This window comes from Micromonospora sp. WMMD987 (assembly GCF_029581435.1).
GTDB lineage: Bacteria > Actinomycetota > Actinomycetes > Mycobacteriales > Micromonosporaceae > Micromonospora > Micromonospora rifamycinica.
In genome coordinates this window covers 6,240,550-6,257,935 of record NZ_CP120861.1, presented here as the reverse complement: position 1 = coordinate 6,257,935, position 17,386 = coordinate 6,240,550, and the positions used below count along the sequence as shown (strand labels likewise).

Genomic DNA, 17,386 nt, shown 5'->3' with positions numbered 1-17,386 from the left:
CCTCTTGGGTATGGCAGCGGCAGCACCGTCAGCCGCTCCGATCCGAGCGGCCCGACAGGGACTCGCGTTCCGAGCGGCCCGGTTCGACCCCGGTTCAGGGGTCCCGAGGCACGTTCCGCGACGACCTGCGGGATGGGCTGGACAGCGGTTAGCCTCTCGGCTACACTGCTAGTTTGCGCTGCCTTCCGACGTGGCCCCTGCTCGGAAATGTCCGATTATGGATATTTTTGGTGGGGTCATTGGAGTGCACGCATACCAGCCGTTCTGCAGCACCGGTCCTCGGAAGGACGCATCTTGGCAGCTTCCCGCCCTGCGAAGACCAGTCGTACGTCGAGCGCTTTCGCTCCCCGCCGAGTTTCTTTCGGCAGGATCACCGAACACCTCGAGGTCCCCAACCTCCTCGCCATTCAGAACGAGTCCTTCGACTGGCTCGTCGGCAACGAGGCTTGGCAGGGCCGGTCGGCGGACGACCCGCACGCACGCTCGGGTCTCGCGGAGATCCTCGATGAGATCAGTCCCATTGAGGACTTCTCCGGCACCATGTCACTCTCCTTCTCGGCGCCGCGCTTCGACGAGGTCAAGGCCTCGATCGAGGAGTGCAAGGAGAAGGACCTGACCTACTGCGCGCCGCTGTTCGTGACCGCGGAGTTCACCAACAACACCACTGGCGAGATCAAGAGCCAGACCGTGTTCATGGGTGACTTCCCGATGATGACGCCGAAGGGCACCTTCATCATCAACGGCACCGAGCGCGTCGTGACCAGCCAGCTCGTCCGCTCCTCCGGCGTGTACTTCGACAAGCAGCCGGACAAGACGTCCGACCGCGACCTGTCCAGCGTCAAGGTGATCCCGAGCCGGGGTGCCTGGCTGGAGTTCGACATCGACAAGCGTGACACCGTCGGTGTCCGGATCGACCGCAAGCGCCGGCAGGCCGTGACGGTCGTCCTCAAGGCCATCGGTTGGTCGGCCGAGCGGATCCGCGAGCGGTTCGGCTGGTCCGAACTCATGATGACCACGCTCGAGAAGGACCACATCGCCGGCCAGGACGAGGCCCTGCTCGACATCTACCGCAAGCTCCGCCCCGGCGAGCCGCCGACCCGTGAGAACGCCCAGACCCTGCTCGACAACCTCTTCTTCAACCCGAAGCGGTACGACGTCGCCAAGGTCGGTCGGTACAAGTTCAACAAGAAGCTCGGGCTGGACGTGCCGATCACCACCGGCACGCTCACCGAGGACGACATCGTCTCGACCGTCGAGTACCTCTGCCGGCTGCACGCCGGTGAGGAGGGCTACGAGGCGGACGACATCGACCACTTCGGCAACCGCCGGATCCGGACCGTGGGTGAGCTCATCCAGAACCAGGTCCGGGTCGGTCTGTCGCGGATGGAGCGGGTCGTCCGGGAGCGCATGACGACGCAGGACGTCGAGGCGATCACGCCGCAGACCCTGATCAACATCCGTCCGGTGGTGGCGGCGATCAAGGAGTTCTTCGGCACGTCGCAGCTGTCCCAGTTCATGGACCAGACCAACCCCCTGGCGGGGCTCACCCACCGGCGGCGGCTCAACGCGCTCGGCCCGGGTGGTCTGTCCCGGGAGCGGGCCGGCTTCGAGGTCCGGGACGTGCACCCGTCGCACTACGGCCGGATGTGCCCGATCGAGACGCCCGAAGGCCCGAACATCGGCCTGATCGGCAACCTGTCGACGTTCGCCCGGGTCAACCCGTTCGGGTTCATCGAGACGCCGTACCGCAAGGTCGTCGACGGCCGGGTCACCGACCAGGTCGACTACCTGACCGCGGACGACGAGGACCGCTTCGTCAAGGCGCAGGCCAACGCGCCGTTGAACGCCGACGGCACCTTCGCCGAGGACCGGGTCCTCTGCCGCCGTAAGGGTGGCGAGACCGAGGACGTGGTCCCGAGCGCGGTCGACTACATGGACATCTCGCCGCGGCAGATGGTCTCCGTCGGCACCGCGATGATCCCGTTCCTCGAGCACGACGACGCCAACCGTGCCCTGATGGGCGCCAACATGCAGCGTCAGGCGGTGCCCCTGGTCAAGGCCGAGGCCCCGCTGGTCGGCACGGGCATGGAGTACCGCGCGGCCGTGGACGCCGGTGACGTCGTCGTCGCCGAGGTCGGCGGTGTGATCGAGGACCTCTGCGCCGACTACATCACCATCCACCAGGACGACGGCCACCGCCGCACGTACCTGCTGCACAAGTTCCGCCGCTCCAACTCCGGCTCCTGCGTCAACCAGAAGCCGGTGGTCTTCGAGGGCGACCGCGTCGAGGCCGGTCAGGTCATCGCCGACGGTCCGTGCACCGACGAGGGCGAGATGGCGCTCGGACGCAACCTGCTGGTGGCGTTCATGTGCTGGGAGGGCCACAACTACGAGGACGCGATCATCCTGTCGCAGCGCCTCGTGCAGCAGGACGTGCTCACCTCGATCCACATCGAGGAGCACGAGGTCGACGCCCGGGACACCAAGCTCGGCCCGGAGGAGATCACCCGCGACATCCCGAACGTCAGCGAGGAGATGCTCGCCGACCTCGACGAGCGCGGGATCATCCGGATCGGCGCCGAGGTCGTCCCCGGCGACATCCTGGTCGGCAAGGTCACGCCCAAGGGCGAGACCGAGCTGACCCCGGAGGAGCGACTGCTCCGGGCGATCTTCGGTGAGAAGGCGCGGGAGGTCCGGGACACCTCGCTGAAGGTGCCGCACGGCGAGACCGGCACGGTCATCGGCGTGCGTACCTTCTCCCGCGAGGACGGCGACGAGCTGCCGCCGGGCGTCAACGAGCTGGTCCGGGTCTACGTCGCCCAGAAGCGGAAGATCCAGGACGGCGACAAGCTCGCCGGCCGGCACGGCAACAAGGGCGTCATCTCGAAGATCCTGCCGATCGAGGACATGCCGTTCCTGGAGGACGGCACCCCGGTCGACATCGTGCTGAACCCGCTGGGCGTGCCCTCCCGGATGAACATCGGGCAGGTGCTGGAGACCCACCTCGGTTGGGTCGCCAAGACCGGTTGGAAGGTCGAGGGCGACGACGCCGAGTGGAAGCGCCAGCTCCGCTCGATCGACGCGCACGAGTCCGAGGGGGACACGAACGTGGCCACCCCGGTCTTCGACGGTGCCCGCGAGGAGGAGATCTCCGGTCTGCTCGCGTCGACCCTGCCCAACCGGGACGGCAACCAGCTGATCGGCTCCTCCGGCAAGGCGCGGCTGTTCGACGGCCGGTCCGGTGAGCCGCTGCCGGATCCGATCGCGGTCGGCTACATCTACATCCTGAAGCTCAACCACCTGGTCGACGACAAGATCCACGCCCGGTCGACCGGTCCGTACTCGATGATCACGCAGCAGCCGCTGGGTGGTAAGGCGCAGTTCGGTGGCCAGCGCTTCGGCGAGATGGAGTGCTGGGCGATGCAGGCGTACGGCGCCGCCTACGCCCTGCAGGAGTTGCTCACCATCAAGTCCGACGACGTCCTGGGCCGGGTCAAGGTCTACGAGGCGATCGTCAAGGGCGAGAACATCCCCGAGCCGGGCATCCCGGAGTCGTTCAAGGTGTTGCTCAAGGAGCTCCAGTCGCTGTGCCTGAACGTCGAGGTGCTCAGCAGCGACGGGGTCGCCCTGGAGATGCGCGAGACCGACGACGAGGTGTTCCGGGCCGCGGAGGAGCTGGGCATCGACCTGTCCCGGCGCGAGCCGAGCTCGGTCGAAGAGGTCTGAGGTGGTGGTTCGGGGCAGGGTGACCCGCTCCGGTGCGGGTTCCAGGGCGCGATGCGAAGCGGGCGCGCTGGAATCCGCAAGGTCAGGCTTGATCCCTGCGCGGGTCACCCTGCCCCGAACCCCACTGGTTAGCTAGCAGTACAGACGACGACATAGGGGACATAGTGCTCGACGTCAACTTCTTCGACGAGCTGCGTATCGGCCTCGCGACCGCGGATGACATCCGTCAGTGGTCGCACGGTGAGGTCAAGAAGCCCGAGACCATCAACTACCGCACCCTCAAGCCGGAGAAGGACGGGCTCTTCTGCGAGAAGATCTTCGGTCCGCAGCGGGACTGGGAGTGCTACTGCGGTAAGTACAAGCGGGTCCGGTTCAAGGGCATCATCTGTGAGCGCTGCGGCGTCGAGGTGACCCGGTCCAAGGTCCGGCGTGAGCGGATGGGGCACATCGAGCTGGCCGCTCCGGTGACCCACATCTGGTACTTCAAGGGCGTGCCGAGCCGGCTGGGCTACCTGCTGGACCTCGCCCCGAAGGACCTCGAAAAGATCATCTACTTCGCCTCGTACGTCGTGACGAGCGTGGACGCCGAGGCGCGTCACCGTGACCTCTCGACCATCGAGAACGAGATCCTCGCCGAGAAGCGGCAGTCCGAGAACAGCCGCGACTCGGAGATCGAGAAGCGGGCCGCCAAGCTCGAGGCCGACCTGGCCGAGCTGGAGGCCGAGGGTGCCAAGGCGGACGTCCGGCGCAAGGTCAAGGAGGGCGGAGAGCGCGAGATGCGCCAGATCCGCGACCGGGCCCAGCGCGAGATCGACCGCCTCGACGAGGTCCTCGACACCTTCCGCAAGCTCGACTCCAAGCAGCTGGTCACCGACGAGCTGCTCTACCGTGAGCTGCGCGACCGGTTCGGCGAGTACTTCACCGGTGGCATGGGCGCCGAGGCGATCAAGGCACTGGTCCAGAACATGGACCTCGACGCCGAGGCCGAGAACCTCCGCGAGACCATCCGTTCCGGCAAGGGCCAGCGGAAGATCCGGGCGCTCAAGCGGCTGAAGGTCGTCGCGGCGTTCCTGAACACCCGCAACTCGCCGCTCGGCATGGTGCTGGACTGCGTCCCGGTCATCCCGCCGGACCTGCGTCCGATGGTGCAGCTCGACGGTGGCCGGTTCGCCACCTCCGACCTGAACGACCTGTACCGCCGCGTGATCAACCGGAACAACCGCCTCAAGCGGCTGATCGACCTCGGGGCTCCCGAGATCATCGTCAACAACGAGAAGCGGATGCTCCAGGAGGCCGTCGACGCGCTGTTCGACAACGGCCGTCGTGGCCGTCCGGTCACCGGCCCGGGTAACCGGCCGCTGAAGTCGCTGTCCGACATGCTGAAGGGCAAGCAGGGCCGGTTCCGGCAGAACCTGCTGGGCAAGCGCGTCGACTACTCCGGCCGTTCGGTCATCGTGGTCGGCCCGAAGCTCAAGCTGCACCAGTGCGGCCTGCCCAAGCAGATGGCGCTGGAGCTGTTCAAGCCGTTCGTGATGAAGCGGCTGGTCGACCTCAACCACGCGCAGAACATCAAGTCCGCCAAGCGGATGGTCGAGCGGCAGCGGCCGGTCGTGTGGGACGTGCTGGAAGAGGTCATCGGCGAGCACCCGGTGCTGCTCAACCGGGCGCCGACCCTGCACCGCCTGGGCATCCAGGCCTTCGAGCCGCAGCTGGTCGAGGGCAAGGCGATCCAGATCCACCCGCTGGTCTGCACCGCATTCAACGCCGACTTCGACGGTGACCAGATGGCGGTGCACGTGCCGCTGTCCGCCGAGGCCCAGGCCGAGGCGCGGATCCTGATGCTGTCGTCGAACAACATCCTCAAGCCGGCCGACGGCAAGCCGGTCACCATGCCCACCCAGGACATGGTCATCGGTCTCTACCACCTCACCCACCTCATCCGGGGTGGCCAGGGCGAGGGCCGGGCGTTCAGCTCCGACGCCGAGGCACGGATGGCCTTCGACGCGGGCGAGCTGCACCTGCAGACCCCGGTGAAGATCCGGCTGCGGGACGTGGTGGGGGTCGACAACGGCGCGGGCGCCGAGCCGTGGGTCGCGCCCGAGGGCTGGACCGAGGGCGACCCGGTGACCGTGGAGACCACGCTGGGCCGGGTCCTGTTCAACGAGACGCTGCCGCAGGGCTACCGCTTCGTGAACTACGAGATCCGCAAGGGCCAGCTCTCCGCGATCGTCAACGACCTCGCCGAGCGCTTCCCGAAGGTGGCCCTGGCGGCCACCCTGGACGGCCTCAAGGAGGCCGGCTTCCACTGGGCCACCTGGTCCGGCGTCACCATCGGCATGGAGGACGTCATCCCGCCGCCGCGCAAGCGGGAGATCCTGGAGCGGTACGAGAAGGAAGCCGACCGGATCGACAAGCAGTACCAGCGTGGTCTGATGACCGCCGAGGAGCGGCGCGGCGAGCTCATCGAGATCTGGACCAAGGCGACCAACGAGGTCGCCAAGGAGATGGACACCGCGCTGCCGCAGGAGAACCCGCTGTGGAAGATGATCAACTCGGGTGCCCGCGGTAACCTGCTCCAGCTCCGGCAGATCGCGGCGATCCGTGGTCTGGTGGCCAACCCGAAGGGCGAGATCATCCCGCGGCCGATCAAGGCCTCGTACCGGGAGGGTCTGTCCGTGCTGGAGTACTTCATCTCCACGCACGGTGCCCGTAAGGGTCTGGCCGACACCGCGCTGCGGACCGCCGACTCGGGTTACCTGACCCGTCGTCTGGTGGACGTCTCGCAGGACGTCATCATCCGTGAGGAGGACTGCGGCACCGACCGGGCGATCCCGATGCAGATCGGCGAGCGCCTGGAGGGTGGCCGGCTGGTGGTCCACGAGCACGCCGAGACCAGCGTGCACGCCCGGACCCTGGCCGACGACATCAAGGGGCCGGACGGCACCGTGGTGGCCCACCGGGGCCAGGACATCAACTCCATCGGGGTCGACCAGATCGTCGCCGCCGGGGTGGAGACGGTGCGGGTGCGCAGCGTGCTCACCTGCGAGTCGAAGCTGGGCGTCTGCGGTGCGTGCTACGGCCGCTCGCTGCCGACCGGCAAGACCGTGGACGTCGGCGAGGCGGTCGGCATCATCGCCGCCCAGTCGATCGGTGAGCCGGGTACCCAGCTGACGATGCGTACCTTCCACACCGGTGGTGTCGCGGGTGAGGACATCACCCAGGGTCTGCCGCGTGTCCAGGAGATCTTCGAGGCCCGGATCCCGAAGGGCAAGGCGCCCATCGCCGACACCCCGGGCCGGATCCGGATCGAGGACGGCGAGCGGTCCCGGAAGATCATCGTGGTGCCGGACGACGGCAGCGACGAGATCGTCTACGACAAGATCTCCAAGCGGGTCGGGCTGCGGACCCACGACGGGGACCACGTCGAGGTCGGCGAGAAGCTCACCGAGGGCACCATCGACCCGCACGAGCTGCTGCGCATCCTCGGCCCGCGGGCGGTCCAGGTCCACCTGACCCAGGAGGTCCAGGAGGTCTACCGCTCGCAGGGTGTGCTCATCCACGACAAGCACATCGAGATCATCATCCGTCAGATGCTCAAGCGGGTGACGGTCATCGACTCCGGCTCGACCGAGTTCCTGCCGGGCGTGCTGGTCGACCGGGCGCTGTTCGAGTCGGAGAACCGCCGGCTGGTCGGCGAGGGTGGCGAGCCCGCCGCCGGTCGTCCGGTGCTGATGGGTATCACCAAGGCCTCGCTGGCCACCGACTCCTGGCTCTCGGCGGCCTCCTTCCAGGAGACCACCCGGGTGCTGACCGACGCGGCGATCAACTCGCGCAGCGACTCGCTGGTCGGCCTCAAGGAGAACGTGATCATCGGTAAGCTCATCCCGGCCGGTACCGGCATCAGCAAGTACCGCAACGTCCGGGTCGAGCCGACCGAGGAGGCGAAGGCCAAGGTCTACTCGATGACCGGGTACCCGGAGACCGACTACGGCTTCGGGCCGGCCAGCGGCCAGGCTGTTCCGCTGGACGACTTCGACTTCGGGTCGTACCGCTAGTAGGCAGCACCGACGACGGCCCCCGGCAGTGCGCCGGGGGCCGTCGTCGTGTCCGGGGTACGCCACGGGGTGCCCCCGGTGTCCGTTCCGGGCAGTGGCGCGGCGGGTGCGTGGTGGTGGTCCGCCGGGGAGTGCCCGGCGGCCGGGGCGGCCGGGCATGATGGTGGGTATGACGACCGCTGCGGGACAGGTGCCGGTGACGTACCAGCCGCCACGTCATCCGCTCGATCCCGATCCGGTGCGCGCCACCAAGGCGCGGGCCGTCTTCGCGCTCGGCCTGATCGGGGCGTTGACCGGGCTGTTCGTCGGCGGGGTGGTGCCCGCCACGGTCGCCCTGCAGTTGGCGCGGCAGGCCCGCCGTGAGGCGTACGCCTCGGGTGGTTTCCTCACCGGGGCGGCCTGGCTGCGGCGGGGGGAGCGGTTGGCCTGGGTGGGGCTGGTGCTGGTCGCGGTCGCCCTGGTGACGCTGGTGGTGATCGGCGTGGTCCGGCTGGCGGGCTCCCCGTACGGGCAGGACTTCGCCCCGAACATGGACTGACCCGTCGGGGTGATGATCCGGCGGGGGGCACCCACGGTGCGTGGCGACGGTAGCCTGGCCGGTGTCCGTCGGGTGACGGTGGACCCAGCTCGTGACAGGAGGACACCGTGACGGAACCGGCGTCGCCGGGCGGCGACCCGGACAGGCCGCCCGCCGGCTCCCCGGAGCCCGGCCCGGCCGGTTGGGCGCGTCCCGACCAGGGCTCCGGTGCGGCGGCCCGCCCCGATCCGTGGGCCGTCGACCCGTATCGTCCCGCCGACCGGGGGGAGGTCGATCCCCACCGTCCCGCCGCCCGGGGGACGGTCGATCCGACCCGTCCCGATCCGTGGGCCGTCGACCCGTGGCGGCCGTCGTCGGCAGCCGGGCCGGGTCACCCCGTCGGCGTACCGTCGGCGGCCGGCGGCAGCGGGTACGCCCGGCCGCCGGCCGCCGGTGTCGCCGCCGGTCCGCCCGGGGTCGGCCCGTACCCCGGAACGGGGGCCGGGGGAGGCCACCCGGTAGGGCCGTCCGGGTCGTACCCGGGGCGGGCGTCGGGTGCGCCGGGTTGGTCGAGCCCCTCCGGGCCGGTACCCCCGCCACCGCCGGACGCCCCCCGCGCCCCGAAGCGGGTCGACCCGGTCCCCGGTACGCCCTTCGCCGTGGTGTACCTGGACGTGCCGGCGGTCACCTCCGGCCCGGCGGTGGGATCGTTGATCGCCGGGGTGGTGTCGATCCTGGTCTCGTTCCTGGTGATCTGCTTCGGCGTCGGGGGCGCGCGACTCGGCGGGGCCTGGGCGGCCGGCGCGTTCACCGTGCCCGGGATGCTGGCCGGCGGGGCGGCGATCGTCGCCGGGCTGCTGGCCCGCCGGCAGATCCGCCGGGCCGCGCCGCCACCGGCGGTGCGGTTCACCGGTCGGGGCCTGGCGACGGCCGGCATCAGTTGCGGCGGGGCGGGGCTGCTGCTGAGCCTGTCGGGGCTGGGACTGGCGTTGCTGGTGCAGTTGGCCTGAGGTCGTCGCCCGGGGGTGACGGGCCGCGGCGCGCGGCAGCCGGTACACTGGATCGCCTGAGGGGCTTAGCACGGGCGAGCAGGCACACGGTGGGGCCGACGGGGAGCGACGAGACCCGGCGGACCGATCCGTTTTGACCTGTGCGGCTGTGGTAGGTACTCTTCTCCCCTGTGCCCTGGCATGCCTGGGCGGCTCGTGCGTGCGCGGGATCCGGATCGCTCCGGAGATCGAGCGGCCGTACGACACAGTCGAAGACCCGGTGCGTGGTGTTCACGTGCCGGTGACAGAAGAAGCCGGTGCGCGCGTGAGCGACGGCACCGGGACCGTGGATCGGGCGACACACCCGACCGCGGGTGCCGGGATCTCCGCGAGGCGGTGCCGGTCGGAATGTAGGAGAGTCGGCCATCAGGTCGGCTAACGAGCAGACGGCGCGGTCGCGTGACGCGGCCGAAGGGAGCGGAGAAACCCGGTGCCCACCATTCAGCAGCTGGTCCGAAAGGGCCGCCAGGCCAAGACGACCAAGACCAAGACCCCGGCGTTGAAGGGTTCCCCTCAGCGGCGCGGTGTGTGCACCCGCGTGTACACCACCACCCCCAAGAAGCCGAACTCGGCGCTCCGCAAGGTCGCTCGTGTCAAGCTCAGCAGCCAGATCGAGGTGACCGCCTACATCCCGGGCGTGGGTCACAACCTCCAGGAGCACTCGATCGTGCTCGTTCGCGGCGGCCGGGTGAAGGACCTCCCCGGCGTGCGTTACAAGATCGTCCGCGGTTCGCTGGACACCCAGGGTGTCCGCAACCGCAAGCAGGCGCGCAGCCGTTACGGCGCGAAGAAGGAGAAGAGCTGACATGCCGCGTAAGGGACCCGCTCCGCGGAAGCCGCTGGTCGCTGACCCGGTGTACAACTCGCCGCTGGTCACCCAGCTGGTCAACAAGATCCTGATGCGCGGTAAGCGTCAGCTCGCCGAGCGCATCGTGTACGCGGCCCTGGAGGGCTGCCGCGAAAAGAGCGGCACCGACCCCGTGGTCACCCTCAAGCGGGCGATGGACAACGTCAAGCCCACCCTGGAGGTGCGCAGCCGCCGGGTCGGTGGCGCCACCTACCAGGTGCCGGTCGAGGTCCGCCCGTCCCGGGCGACCACCCTCGGTCTGCGCTGGCTGGTGACGTACTCCAAGGCCCGTCGTGAGAAGACCATGATCGAGCGGCTGATGAACGAGCTGCTCGACGCGAGCAACGGTCTGGGCGCCGCCGTCAAGCGGCGCGAGGACACCCACAAGATGGCGGAGTCCAACAAGGCCTTCGCGCACTACCGCTGGTAACAGCCTGGTTCCGGCGCCGGACCGGCGCCGGGACCGCCATCGGTCGAGTCGACACGACGATAAGTAGGGATTGAAGTGGCCGCCGCAGACGCGCTCGCCAACGTACGCAACATCGGCATCATGGCGCACATCGATGCCGGTAAGACCACGACCACCGAGCGGATCCTGTTCTACACCGGTATCACCTACAAGATCGGTGAGGTCCACGAGGGCGCTGCCGTCATGGACTGGATGGAGCAGGAGCAGGAGCGTGGCATCACCATCACCTCCGCTGCCACCAAGTGTGAGTGGAAGGGCCACACGATCCAGATCATCGACACGCCCGGTCACGTCGACTTCACGGTCGAGGTCGAGCGGTCGCTGCGGGTGCTGGATGGTGCGGTCGCGGTCTACGACGGCGTCGCCGGCGTCGAGCCGCAGACGGAGAACGTCTGGCGGCAGGCCGACAAGTACCACGTCCCGCGGATGTGCTTCGTCAACAAGCTCGACCGCACGGGCGCGGACTTCTTCCGCTGCGTGCAGATGATGATCGACCGGCTCAACGCCACCCCGCTGGTGCTCCAGATCCCGATCGGGCTCGAGGGCGACCACATCGGCGTCGTCGACCTGATCGGCATGCGTGCCCTCACCTGGCGCGGGGAGACCCAGAAGGGTGAGGACTACGCGATCGAGGAGGTCCCGGCCGAGCTGGCCGACTCCGCCGCCGAGTGGCGTGACAAGCTGCTGGAGACCCTGGCCGACGTCGACGACGCGGTGATGGAGAAGTACCTGGAGGGCGAGGAGATCTCCGTCGAGGAGATCAAGGCCGCCATCCGGCGGGCCACCATCGCCAGCAAGGCCAACCCGGTGCTCTGCGGCTCGGCGTTCAAGAACAAGGGCGTGCAGCCCATGCTCGACGCCGTGGTCGACTTCCTGCCGTCGCCGCTGGACGTCCCCGCGATCGAGGGCACCGCGACCGACGGCGAGACGCCGATGCAGCGGAAGCCGTCGAAGTCCGAGCCGTTCTCCGGCCTGGCCTTCAAGATCCAGACCGACAAGCACCTCGGCAAGCTCACCTACGTCCGGGTCTACTCCGGCGTGGTCGAGACCGGCACCCAGGTGGTCAACTCCACCAAGGACCGCAAGGAGCGGGTCGGCAAGATCTACCAGATGCACGCCAACAAGCGGGAAGAGCGCGGCTCGGCCCAGGCTGGCGACATCATCGCGGTGCAGGGTCTCAAGCAGACCACCACCGGGGACACCCTGTGTGACCCGGCGAACCCGGTGATCCTCGAGTCGATGACCTTCCCCGAGCCGGTCATCGAGGTCGCGATCGAGCCGAAGACCAAGGCCGACCAGGAGAAGCTCAGCACCGCCATCCAGCGGCTGGCCGAGGAGGACCCGACCTTCCGCGTCAAGCTGGACGAGGAGACCGGTCAGACGGTCATCTCCGGCATGGGCGAGCTGCACCTGGACATCCTGGTCGACCGGATGCGCCGCGAGTTCAACGTCGAGGCGAACATCGGCAAGCCGCAGGTGGCGTACCGTGAGACGATCCGCCGCAAGGTGGACAAGGTCGAGTACACCCACAAGAAGCAGACCGGTGGTTCGGGCCAGTACGCCCGCGTCATCGTGAGCGTCGAGCCGCTGCCGCTGGACAACGACTCGCCGACCTACGAGTTCGCCAACGCGGTCAGCGGCGGTCGTATCCCGCGGGAGTTCATCCCGTCGGTCGACGCCGGCGCGCAGGACGCCATGCAGTACGGCGTCCTGGCGGGCTTCCCGCTGGTCGGCGTCAAGCTGACCCTGCTCGACGGTCAGTACCACGACGTCGACTCGTCGGAAATGGCATTCAAGATCGCCGGTTCGATGGTGATGAAGGACGCGGCCCGCAAGGCCGACCCGGCATTGCTCGAGCCGATGATGGCCGTTGAGGTCACCACTCCTGAGGAGAACATGGGTGACGTCATCGGCGACCTCAACTCCCGCCGCGGGATCATCCAGGCGATGGAGGAGCGCAGCGGCGCCCGCATCGTGAAGGCTCTGGTGCCGTTGTCGGAGATGTTCGGCTACGTCGGCGACCTGCGGTCGAAGACCCAGGGCCGGGCTAGCTACAGCATGCAGTTCGACTCCTACGCCGAGGTGCCGCAGAGCGTGGCGAAGGAGATCATCGCCAAGGCGACGGGTGAGTGACGCTCACCTGCTGCCGATGATCCGGTGAGCCGGGGCCGGTCGCGGGCGGGAATCCCGTCCGCGACCACCTCGGTCGGGATGTGTGAATCCGGGCCTGTAGGCTTCATCGCCGCAGAACCCACCAAGCTCTCCGGCCGTCGGCCGGAAAGGCTGTCGACAGAGTCCTAAGCGCCGTCCGGCGCGCCGGGGCGAGAAGAACCAAGAAGTCCACAGGAGGACACCAGTGGCGAAGGCTAAGTTCGAGCGGACTAAGCCGCACGTCAACATCGGCACCATTGGTCACATCGACCACGGTAAGACGACGCTGACGGCGGCCATCACGAAGGTCCTGCACGACCAGTACCCGGACCTCAACCCGTACACGCCGTTCGACGAGATCGACAAGGCGCCGGAGGAGAAGGCCCGCGGCATCACGATCTCGATCGCGCACGTCGAGTACCAGACCGAGGCGCGGCACTACGCGCACGTCGACTGCCCCGGGCACGCCGACTACATCAAGAACATGATCACCGGTGCCGCCCAGATGGACGGCGCGATCCTGGTGGTCGCGGCGACCGACGGTCCGATGCCGCAGACCCGCGAGCACGTGCTGCTGGCCCGTCAGGTCGGTGTGCCGTACATCGTCGTGGCGCTCAACAAGAGCGACATGGTCGACGACGAGGAGCTCCTGGAGCTCGTCGAGCTCGAGGTGCGCGAGCTGCTGTCGGCGCAGGAGTACCCGGGTGACGACCTGCCGGTCGTCCGGGTCTCGGCGCTGCGGGCGCTCGAGGGTGACCCGGAGTGGACCGGTCGTCTGCTGGAGCTGATGAACGCGGTCGACACCGCGATCCCGCAGCCCGAGCGGGAGACCGAGAAGCCGTTCCTGATGCCGATCGAGGACGTCTTCACGATCACCGGTCGTGGCACGGTCGTCACCGGTCGCGCCGAGCGCGGCATCCTCAAGCCGAACGAGGAGGTGGAGATCGTCGGTATCCGCGAGAAGTCGCAGAAGACGGTCTGCACCGGCATCGAGATGTTCCGCAAGCTGCTCGACGAGGCCCGCGCGGGTGAGAACGTCGGTCTGCTGCTGCGGGGCATCAAGCGCGAGGACGTCGAGCGCGGCATGGTGGTCGTCAAGCCGGGCACCAGCACCCCGCACACGGAGTTCGAGGCGACGGTCTACATCCTCTCCAAGGAGGAGGGCGGCCGGCACACCCCGTTCTTCCAGAACTACCGTCCGCAGTTCTACTTCCGGACCACCGACGTCACCGGTGTCGTCACCCTCCCCGAGGGCACCGAGATGGTCATGCCGGGCGACAACACCACGATGGCCGTCAAGCTCATCCAGCCCATCGCGATGGAGGACAACCTCAAGTTCGCGATCCGCGAGGGTGGTCGTACGGTCGGCGCCGGTCGCGTCACCAAGATCATCAAGTGAACTAGGTAACCCCGATTAGCGTTGCCGCCGGTCGTGCGGCATACTAGTCAGGTTGCGTAACGACGGTTAGTCGCCCGTGTCCGGCGTCAGTTGGACCTCCGGGAAGACCAACAGTCGCGCGTAGGGTGGTTGATCGCCCCTGGCGGTCAACCACCCTCGCACGGCGTCCAGATCGCTGTGATGCGATCGGCGCCTTGACCCACCGCGCGGTCAGAGAGTCGCTCCGGAGTCCCGGGGCGGAGCCTGGTCCACGGGCGCGACACGCCCGACCGCGGGGGTCGGCGAAGTGGGCCTGTACCAGCCGGTACAGGTGCCCGCAACACAGCGGCATCGAGAGAAGGAACAGAAGCCACCATGGCGGGACAGAAGATCCGCATCCGGCTCAAGGCCTATGACCACGAGGTCGTCGACTCCTCGGCGCGGAAGATCGTCGAGACGGTGACGCGCACCGGGGCGCAGGTCGCGGGCCCGGTGCCGCTGCCCACGGAGATCAACCGTTTCTGCGTCATCCGCTCGCCGCACAAGTACAAGGACTCGCGCGAGCACTTCGAGATGCGCACGCACAAGCGGCTGATCGACATCATCGACCCGACTCCGAAGACGGTCGACTCGCTCATGCGCCTCGACCTGCCGGCTGGCGTCGACATCGAGATCAAGCTGTAGGGACCGGACAAATGGACAGGCAAGTCAAGGGGATCCTGGGCGCCAAGCTCGGTATGACCCAGGTCTGGGACAACAACAAGGTTGTGCCGGTGACCGTGGTTCAGGCCGGCCCGTGCGTCGTCAGCCAGGTGCGTAGCGCCGAGAAGGACGGTTACTCCGCGGTCCAGCTCGCCTACGGCACGATCGACCCGCGCAAGGTCAAGAAGCCGGTCAGCGGGCACTACGCCAAGGCGGACGTGGCGCCGCGCCGGCACATGGTCGAGCTGCGCACCACGAACGCGGCGGACTACTCGCTGGGCCAGGAGGTCACGGTCGAGGAGTTCCCGGCCGGCGTGACCATCGACGTCACCGGCAAGACCAAGGGCAAGGGCTACGCCGGCCCGATGAAGCGGCACGGCTTCCACGGCCTGCGCGCCAGCCACGGTGTCGAGCGCAAGCACCGCTCGCCGGGCGCCATCGGCGCCTGCGCGACCCCGGGTCGCGTCTTCAAGGGCACCCGGATGGCGGGTCGGATGGGTGGCGTGCGCTACACCGTCCAGAACCTGACCGTCCAGGCGGTCGACACCGAGAACAACCTCCTGCTCGTCCGTGGTGCCATCCCCGGCCCCAAGGGTGCGCTGGTCCTGGTCCGCACCGCGGCCAAGACGAAGGTGAAGAAGGGCGGTGTGGCCAAGTGACCACCGTTGACGTCCACAATGTCGAAGGTGCCAAGAGCGGCTCCGTCGAGCTGCCGGCCGACGTCTTCGACGTGCAGGCCAACATCGCGCTGATGCACCAGGTCGTGGTGGCGCAGCTCGCGGCGGCCCGCCAGGGCACCCACAAGGTCAAGACCCGCGGCGAGGTCGCCGGTGGCGGCAAGAAGCCGTACAAGCAGAAGGGCACCGGTCGGGCCCGGCAGGGCTCGATCCGCGCGCCGCAGTTCGCCGGCGGTGGCGTGGTGCACGGCCCCGTGCCGCGTGACTACAGCCAGCGGACCCCCAAGAAGATGAAGGCAGCCGCCCTGCGTGGCGCCCTCTCCGACCGGGCGCGTGCCGGCCAGCTGCACGTCGTCGAGGCGTTCGTCTCGGGCGAGAAGCCGTCGACCAAGGCGGCCCTGGCCACGCTGGCCAAGCTGACCCAGGCCCGTCGGGTGCTGGTCGTGCTGAGCAGCACCGACGAACTGAACTGGGTGTCGCTGCGCAACGAGCCGCGGGTGCACCTGATCGAGTCCGGCCAGCTCAACACGTACGACGTGCTGGTGGCCGACGACGTGGTCTTCACCAAGGACGCCCTGGACGAGTTCCTGGGTGTTCCCGCGGAGGCCGGCCCCGCGGCCGAGTCCGCCGAGACCACCGAGGAGGGTGGCAAGTGAGCACGATCGCCGACCCGCGGGACGTCATCGTCGCGCCGGTCGTCTCGGAGAAGAGCTACAGCGAGCTGAACCGGAACTGGTACACCTTCCTGGTGCACCCGGACGCGAACAAGACCGAGATCAAGATCGCTATCCAGCAGATCTTCAACGTCCGCGTCCTGACGGTCAACACGCTCAACCGCCAGGGCAAGCGCAAGCGCACCAAGACCGGCTTCGGCCAGCGCAAGGCGACCAAGCGGGCGATCGTGAAGCTGGCTGACGGTGACCGTATCGAGGCCTTCGGCGGCCCGGTCAGCTGAGGGGTGTAGACAATGGCTATCCGTAAGTACAAGCCGACGACGCCGGGCCGACGCGGCTCCAGCGTCGCCGACTTCGCCGAGATCACCCGGTCCACGCCGGAGAAGTCCCTGCTGGCCCCGCTGCCGAAGAAGGGTGGGCGCAACGCCCACGGCCGGATCACCACCCGGCACCACGGTGGCGGCCACAAGCGGCAGTACCGCCTGATCGACTTCAAGCGGGTCGACAAGGACGGCGTGCCGGCGAAGGTCGCGCACATCGAGTACGACCCCAACCGCACCGCGCGCATCGCGCTGCTGCACTACGCCGACGGCGAGAAGCGCTACATCCTCGCGCCGAAGGACATGAAGCAGGGTGACCGGGTCGAGTCCGGGCCGGGCGCCGACATCAAGCCGGGTAACAACCTGCCGCTGCGCAACATCCCGGTCGGTACCACCATCCACAACGTGGAGCTGCGTCCGGGCGGCGGCGCCAAGCTGGCCCGCTCGGCCGGCGTCGGCATCCAGCTGCTCGGCCGGGAGGGCGCGTACGCGACCCTCCGGATGCCGTCCGGTGAGATCCGGCGGGTCGACGTCCGCTGCCGTGCCAGCGTCGGCGAGATCGGCAACGCCGACCAGTCGAACATCAACTGGGGTAAGGCCGGCCGGATGCGGTGGAAGGGCAAGCGCCCGACCGTCCGTGGTGTCGCGATGAACCCGGTCGACCACCCGCACGGTGGTGGTGAGGGTAAGACCTCCGGTGGTCGCCACCCGGTGAACCCGCAGGGTAAGCCCGAGGGCCGCACCCGTCGTAAGGGCCAGCCGAGCGACCGGCTGATCGTCCGCCGCCGCTACGCCACGCGTAAGCGCGGCTGAGGGAGATA

13 protein-coding genes are annotated in these 17,386 nt (G+C 68.4%); all 13 read left to right on the top strand.

Annotation, left to right across the window (positions count from 1 at the left end):
* The first annotated feature begins 294 nt into the window (after nucleotides 1-294).
* Nucleotides 295-3,726 carry a DNA-directed RNA polymerase subunit beta gene (locus tag O7612_RS26585; RefSeq protein ID WP_282268361.1) on the top strand — a complete coding sequence of 1,144 codons (3,432 nt, stop codon included), beginning with the start codon at nucleotides 295-297 and terminating at the stop codon, nucleotides 3,724-3,726.
* Between the two features lie 164 nt (nucleotides 3,727-3,890).
* Entirely contained in the window at nucleotides 3,891-7,781 is a 3,891-nt protein-coding gene (locus tag O7612_RS26580) for a DNA-directed RNA polymerase subunit beta' (protein WP_282268359.1), read from the top strand.
* 169 nt (nucleotides 7,782-7,950) lie between these two features.
* Nucleotides 7,951-8,319: a hypothetical protein gene (locus O7612_RS26575; RefSeq protein WP_282268355.1), complete on the top strand. Its 369-nt coding sequence runs from the start codon at nucleotides 7,951-7,953 to the stop codon at nucleotides 8,317-8,319.
* A 638-nt stretch (nucleotides 8,320-8,957) separates the two neighbouring features.
* Nucleotides 8,958-9,308 carry a hypothetical protein gene (locus O7612_RS26570; protein WP_282274063.1) on the top strand — a complete coding sequence of 117 codons (351 nt, stop codon included), beginning with the start codon at nucleotides 8,958-8,960 and terminating at the stop codon, nucleotides 9,306-9,308.
* A gap of 469 nt (nucleotides 9,309-9,777) precedes the next feature.
* A complete protein-coding gene (gene rpsL / locus O7612_RS26565; protein WP_007465318.1) occupies nucleotides 9,778-10,152 on the top strand; it encodes a 30S ribosomal protein S12 in 375 nt (124 codons plus the stop codon).
* A 1-nt stretch (nucleotide 10,153) separates the two neighbouring features.
* Nucleotides 10,154-10,624 (top strand): 30S ribosomal protein S7, encoded by a 471-nt coding sequence (gene rpsG / locus O7612_RS26560; protein WP_067301402.1) that lies wholly within the window; start codon nucleotides 10,154-10,156, stop codon nucleotides 10,622-10,624.
* 75 nt (nucleotides 10,625-10,699) lie between these two features.
* Nucleotides 10,700-12,796 carry an elongation factor G gene (fusA, locus tag O7612_RS26555; protein WP_282268353.1) on the top strand — a complete coding sequence of 699 codons (2,097 nt, stop codon included), beginning with the start codon at nucleotides 10,700-10,702 and terminating at the stop codon, nucleotides 12,794-12,796.
* Between the two features lie 223 nt (nucleotides 12,797-13,019).
* On the top strand, nucleotides 13,020-14,213 hold the full coding sequence (gene tuf, locus O7612_RS26550) for an elongation factor Tu (RefSeq protein ID WP_067301408.1): 1,194 nt from the start codon (nucleotides 13,020-13,022) through the stop codon (nucleotides 14,211-14,213).
* A 354-nt stretch (nucleotides 14,214-14,567) separates the two neighbouring features.
* On the top strand, nucleotides 14,568-14,876 hold the full coding sequence (rpsJ, locus tag O7612_RS26545) for a 30S ribosomal protein S10 (protein ID WP_007073037.1): 309 nt from the start codon (nucleotides 14,568-14,570) through the stop codon (nucleotides 14,874-14,876).
* Nucleotides 14,877-14,887: 11 nt separating this feature from the next.
* Entirely contained in the window at nucleotides 14,888-15,553 is a 666-nt protein-coding gene (gene rplC, locus O7612_RS26540) for a 50S ribosomal protein L3 (protein WP_282268350.1), read from the top strand.
* Nucleotides 15,550-16,227: a 50S ribosomal protein L4 gene (rplD, locus tag O7612_RS26535; RefSeq protein WP_282268349.1), complete on the top strand. Its 678-nt coding sequence runs from the start codon at nucleotides 15,550-15,552 to the stop codon at nucleotides 16,225-16,227. The genes rplC and rplD overlap by 4 nt, the downstream gene beginning before the upstream one ends.
* Entirely contained in the window at nucleotides 16,224-16,526 is a 303-nt protein-coding gene (gene rplW / locus O7612_RS26530) for a 50S ribosomal protein L23 (RefSeq protein ID WP_067301418.1), read from the top strand. The genes rplD and rplW overlap by 4 nt, the downstream gene beginning before the upstream one ends.
* Nucleotides 16,527-16,538: 12 nt before the next feature.
* Nucleotides 16,539-17,378 (top strand): 50S ribosomal protein L2, encoded by an 840-nt coding sequence (gene rplB / locus O7612_RS26525; protein ID WP_053653944.1) that lies wholly within the window; start codon nucleotides 16,539-16,541, stop codon nucleotides 17,376-17,378.
* Nucleotides 17,379-17,386: the final 8 nt, after the last annotated feature.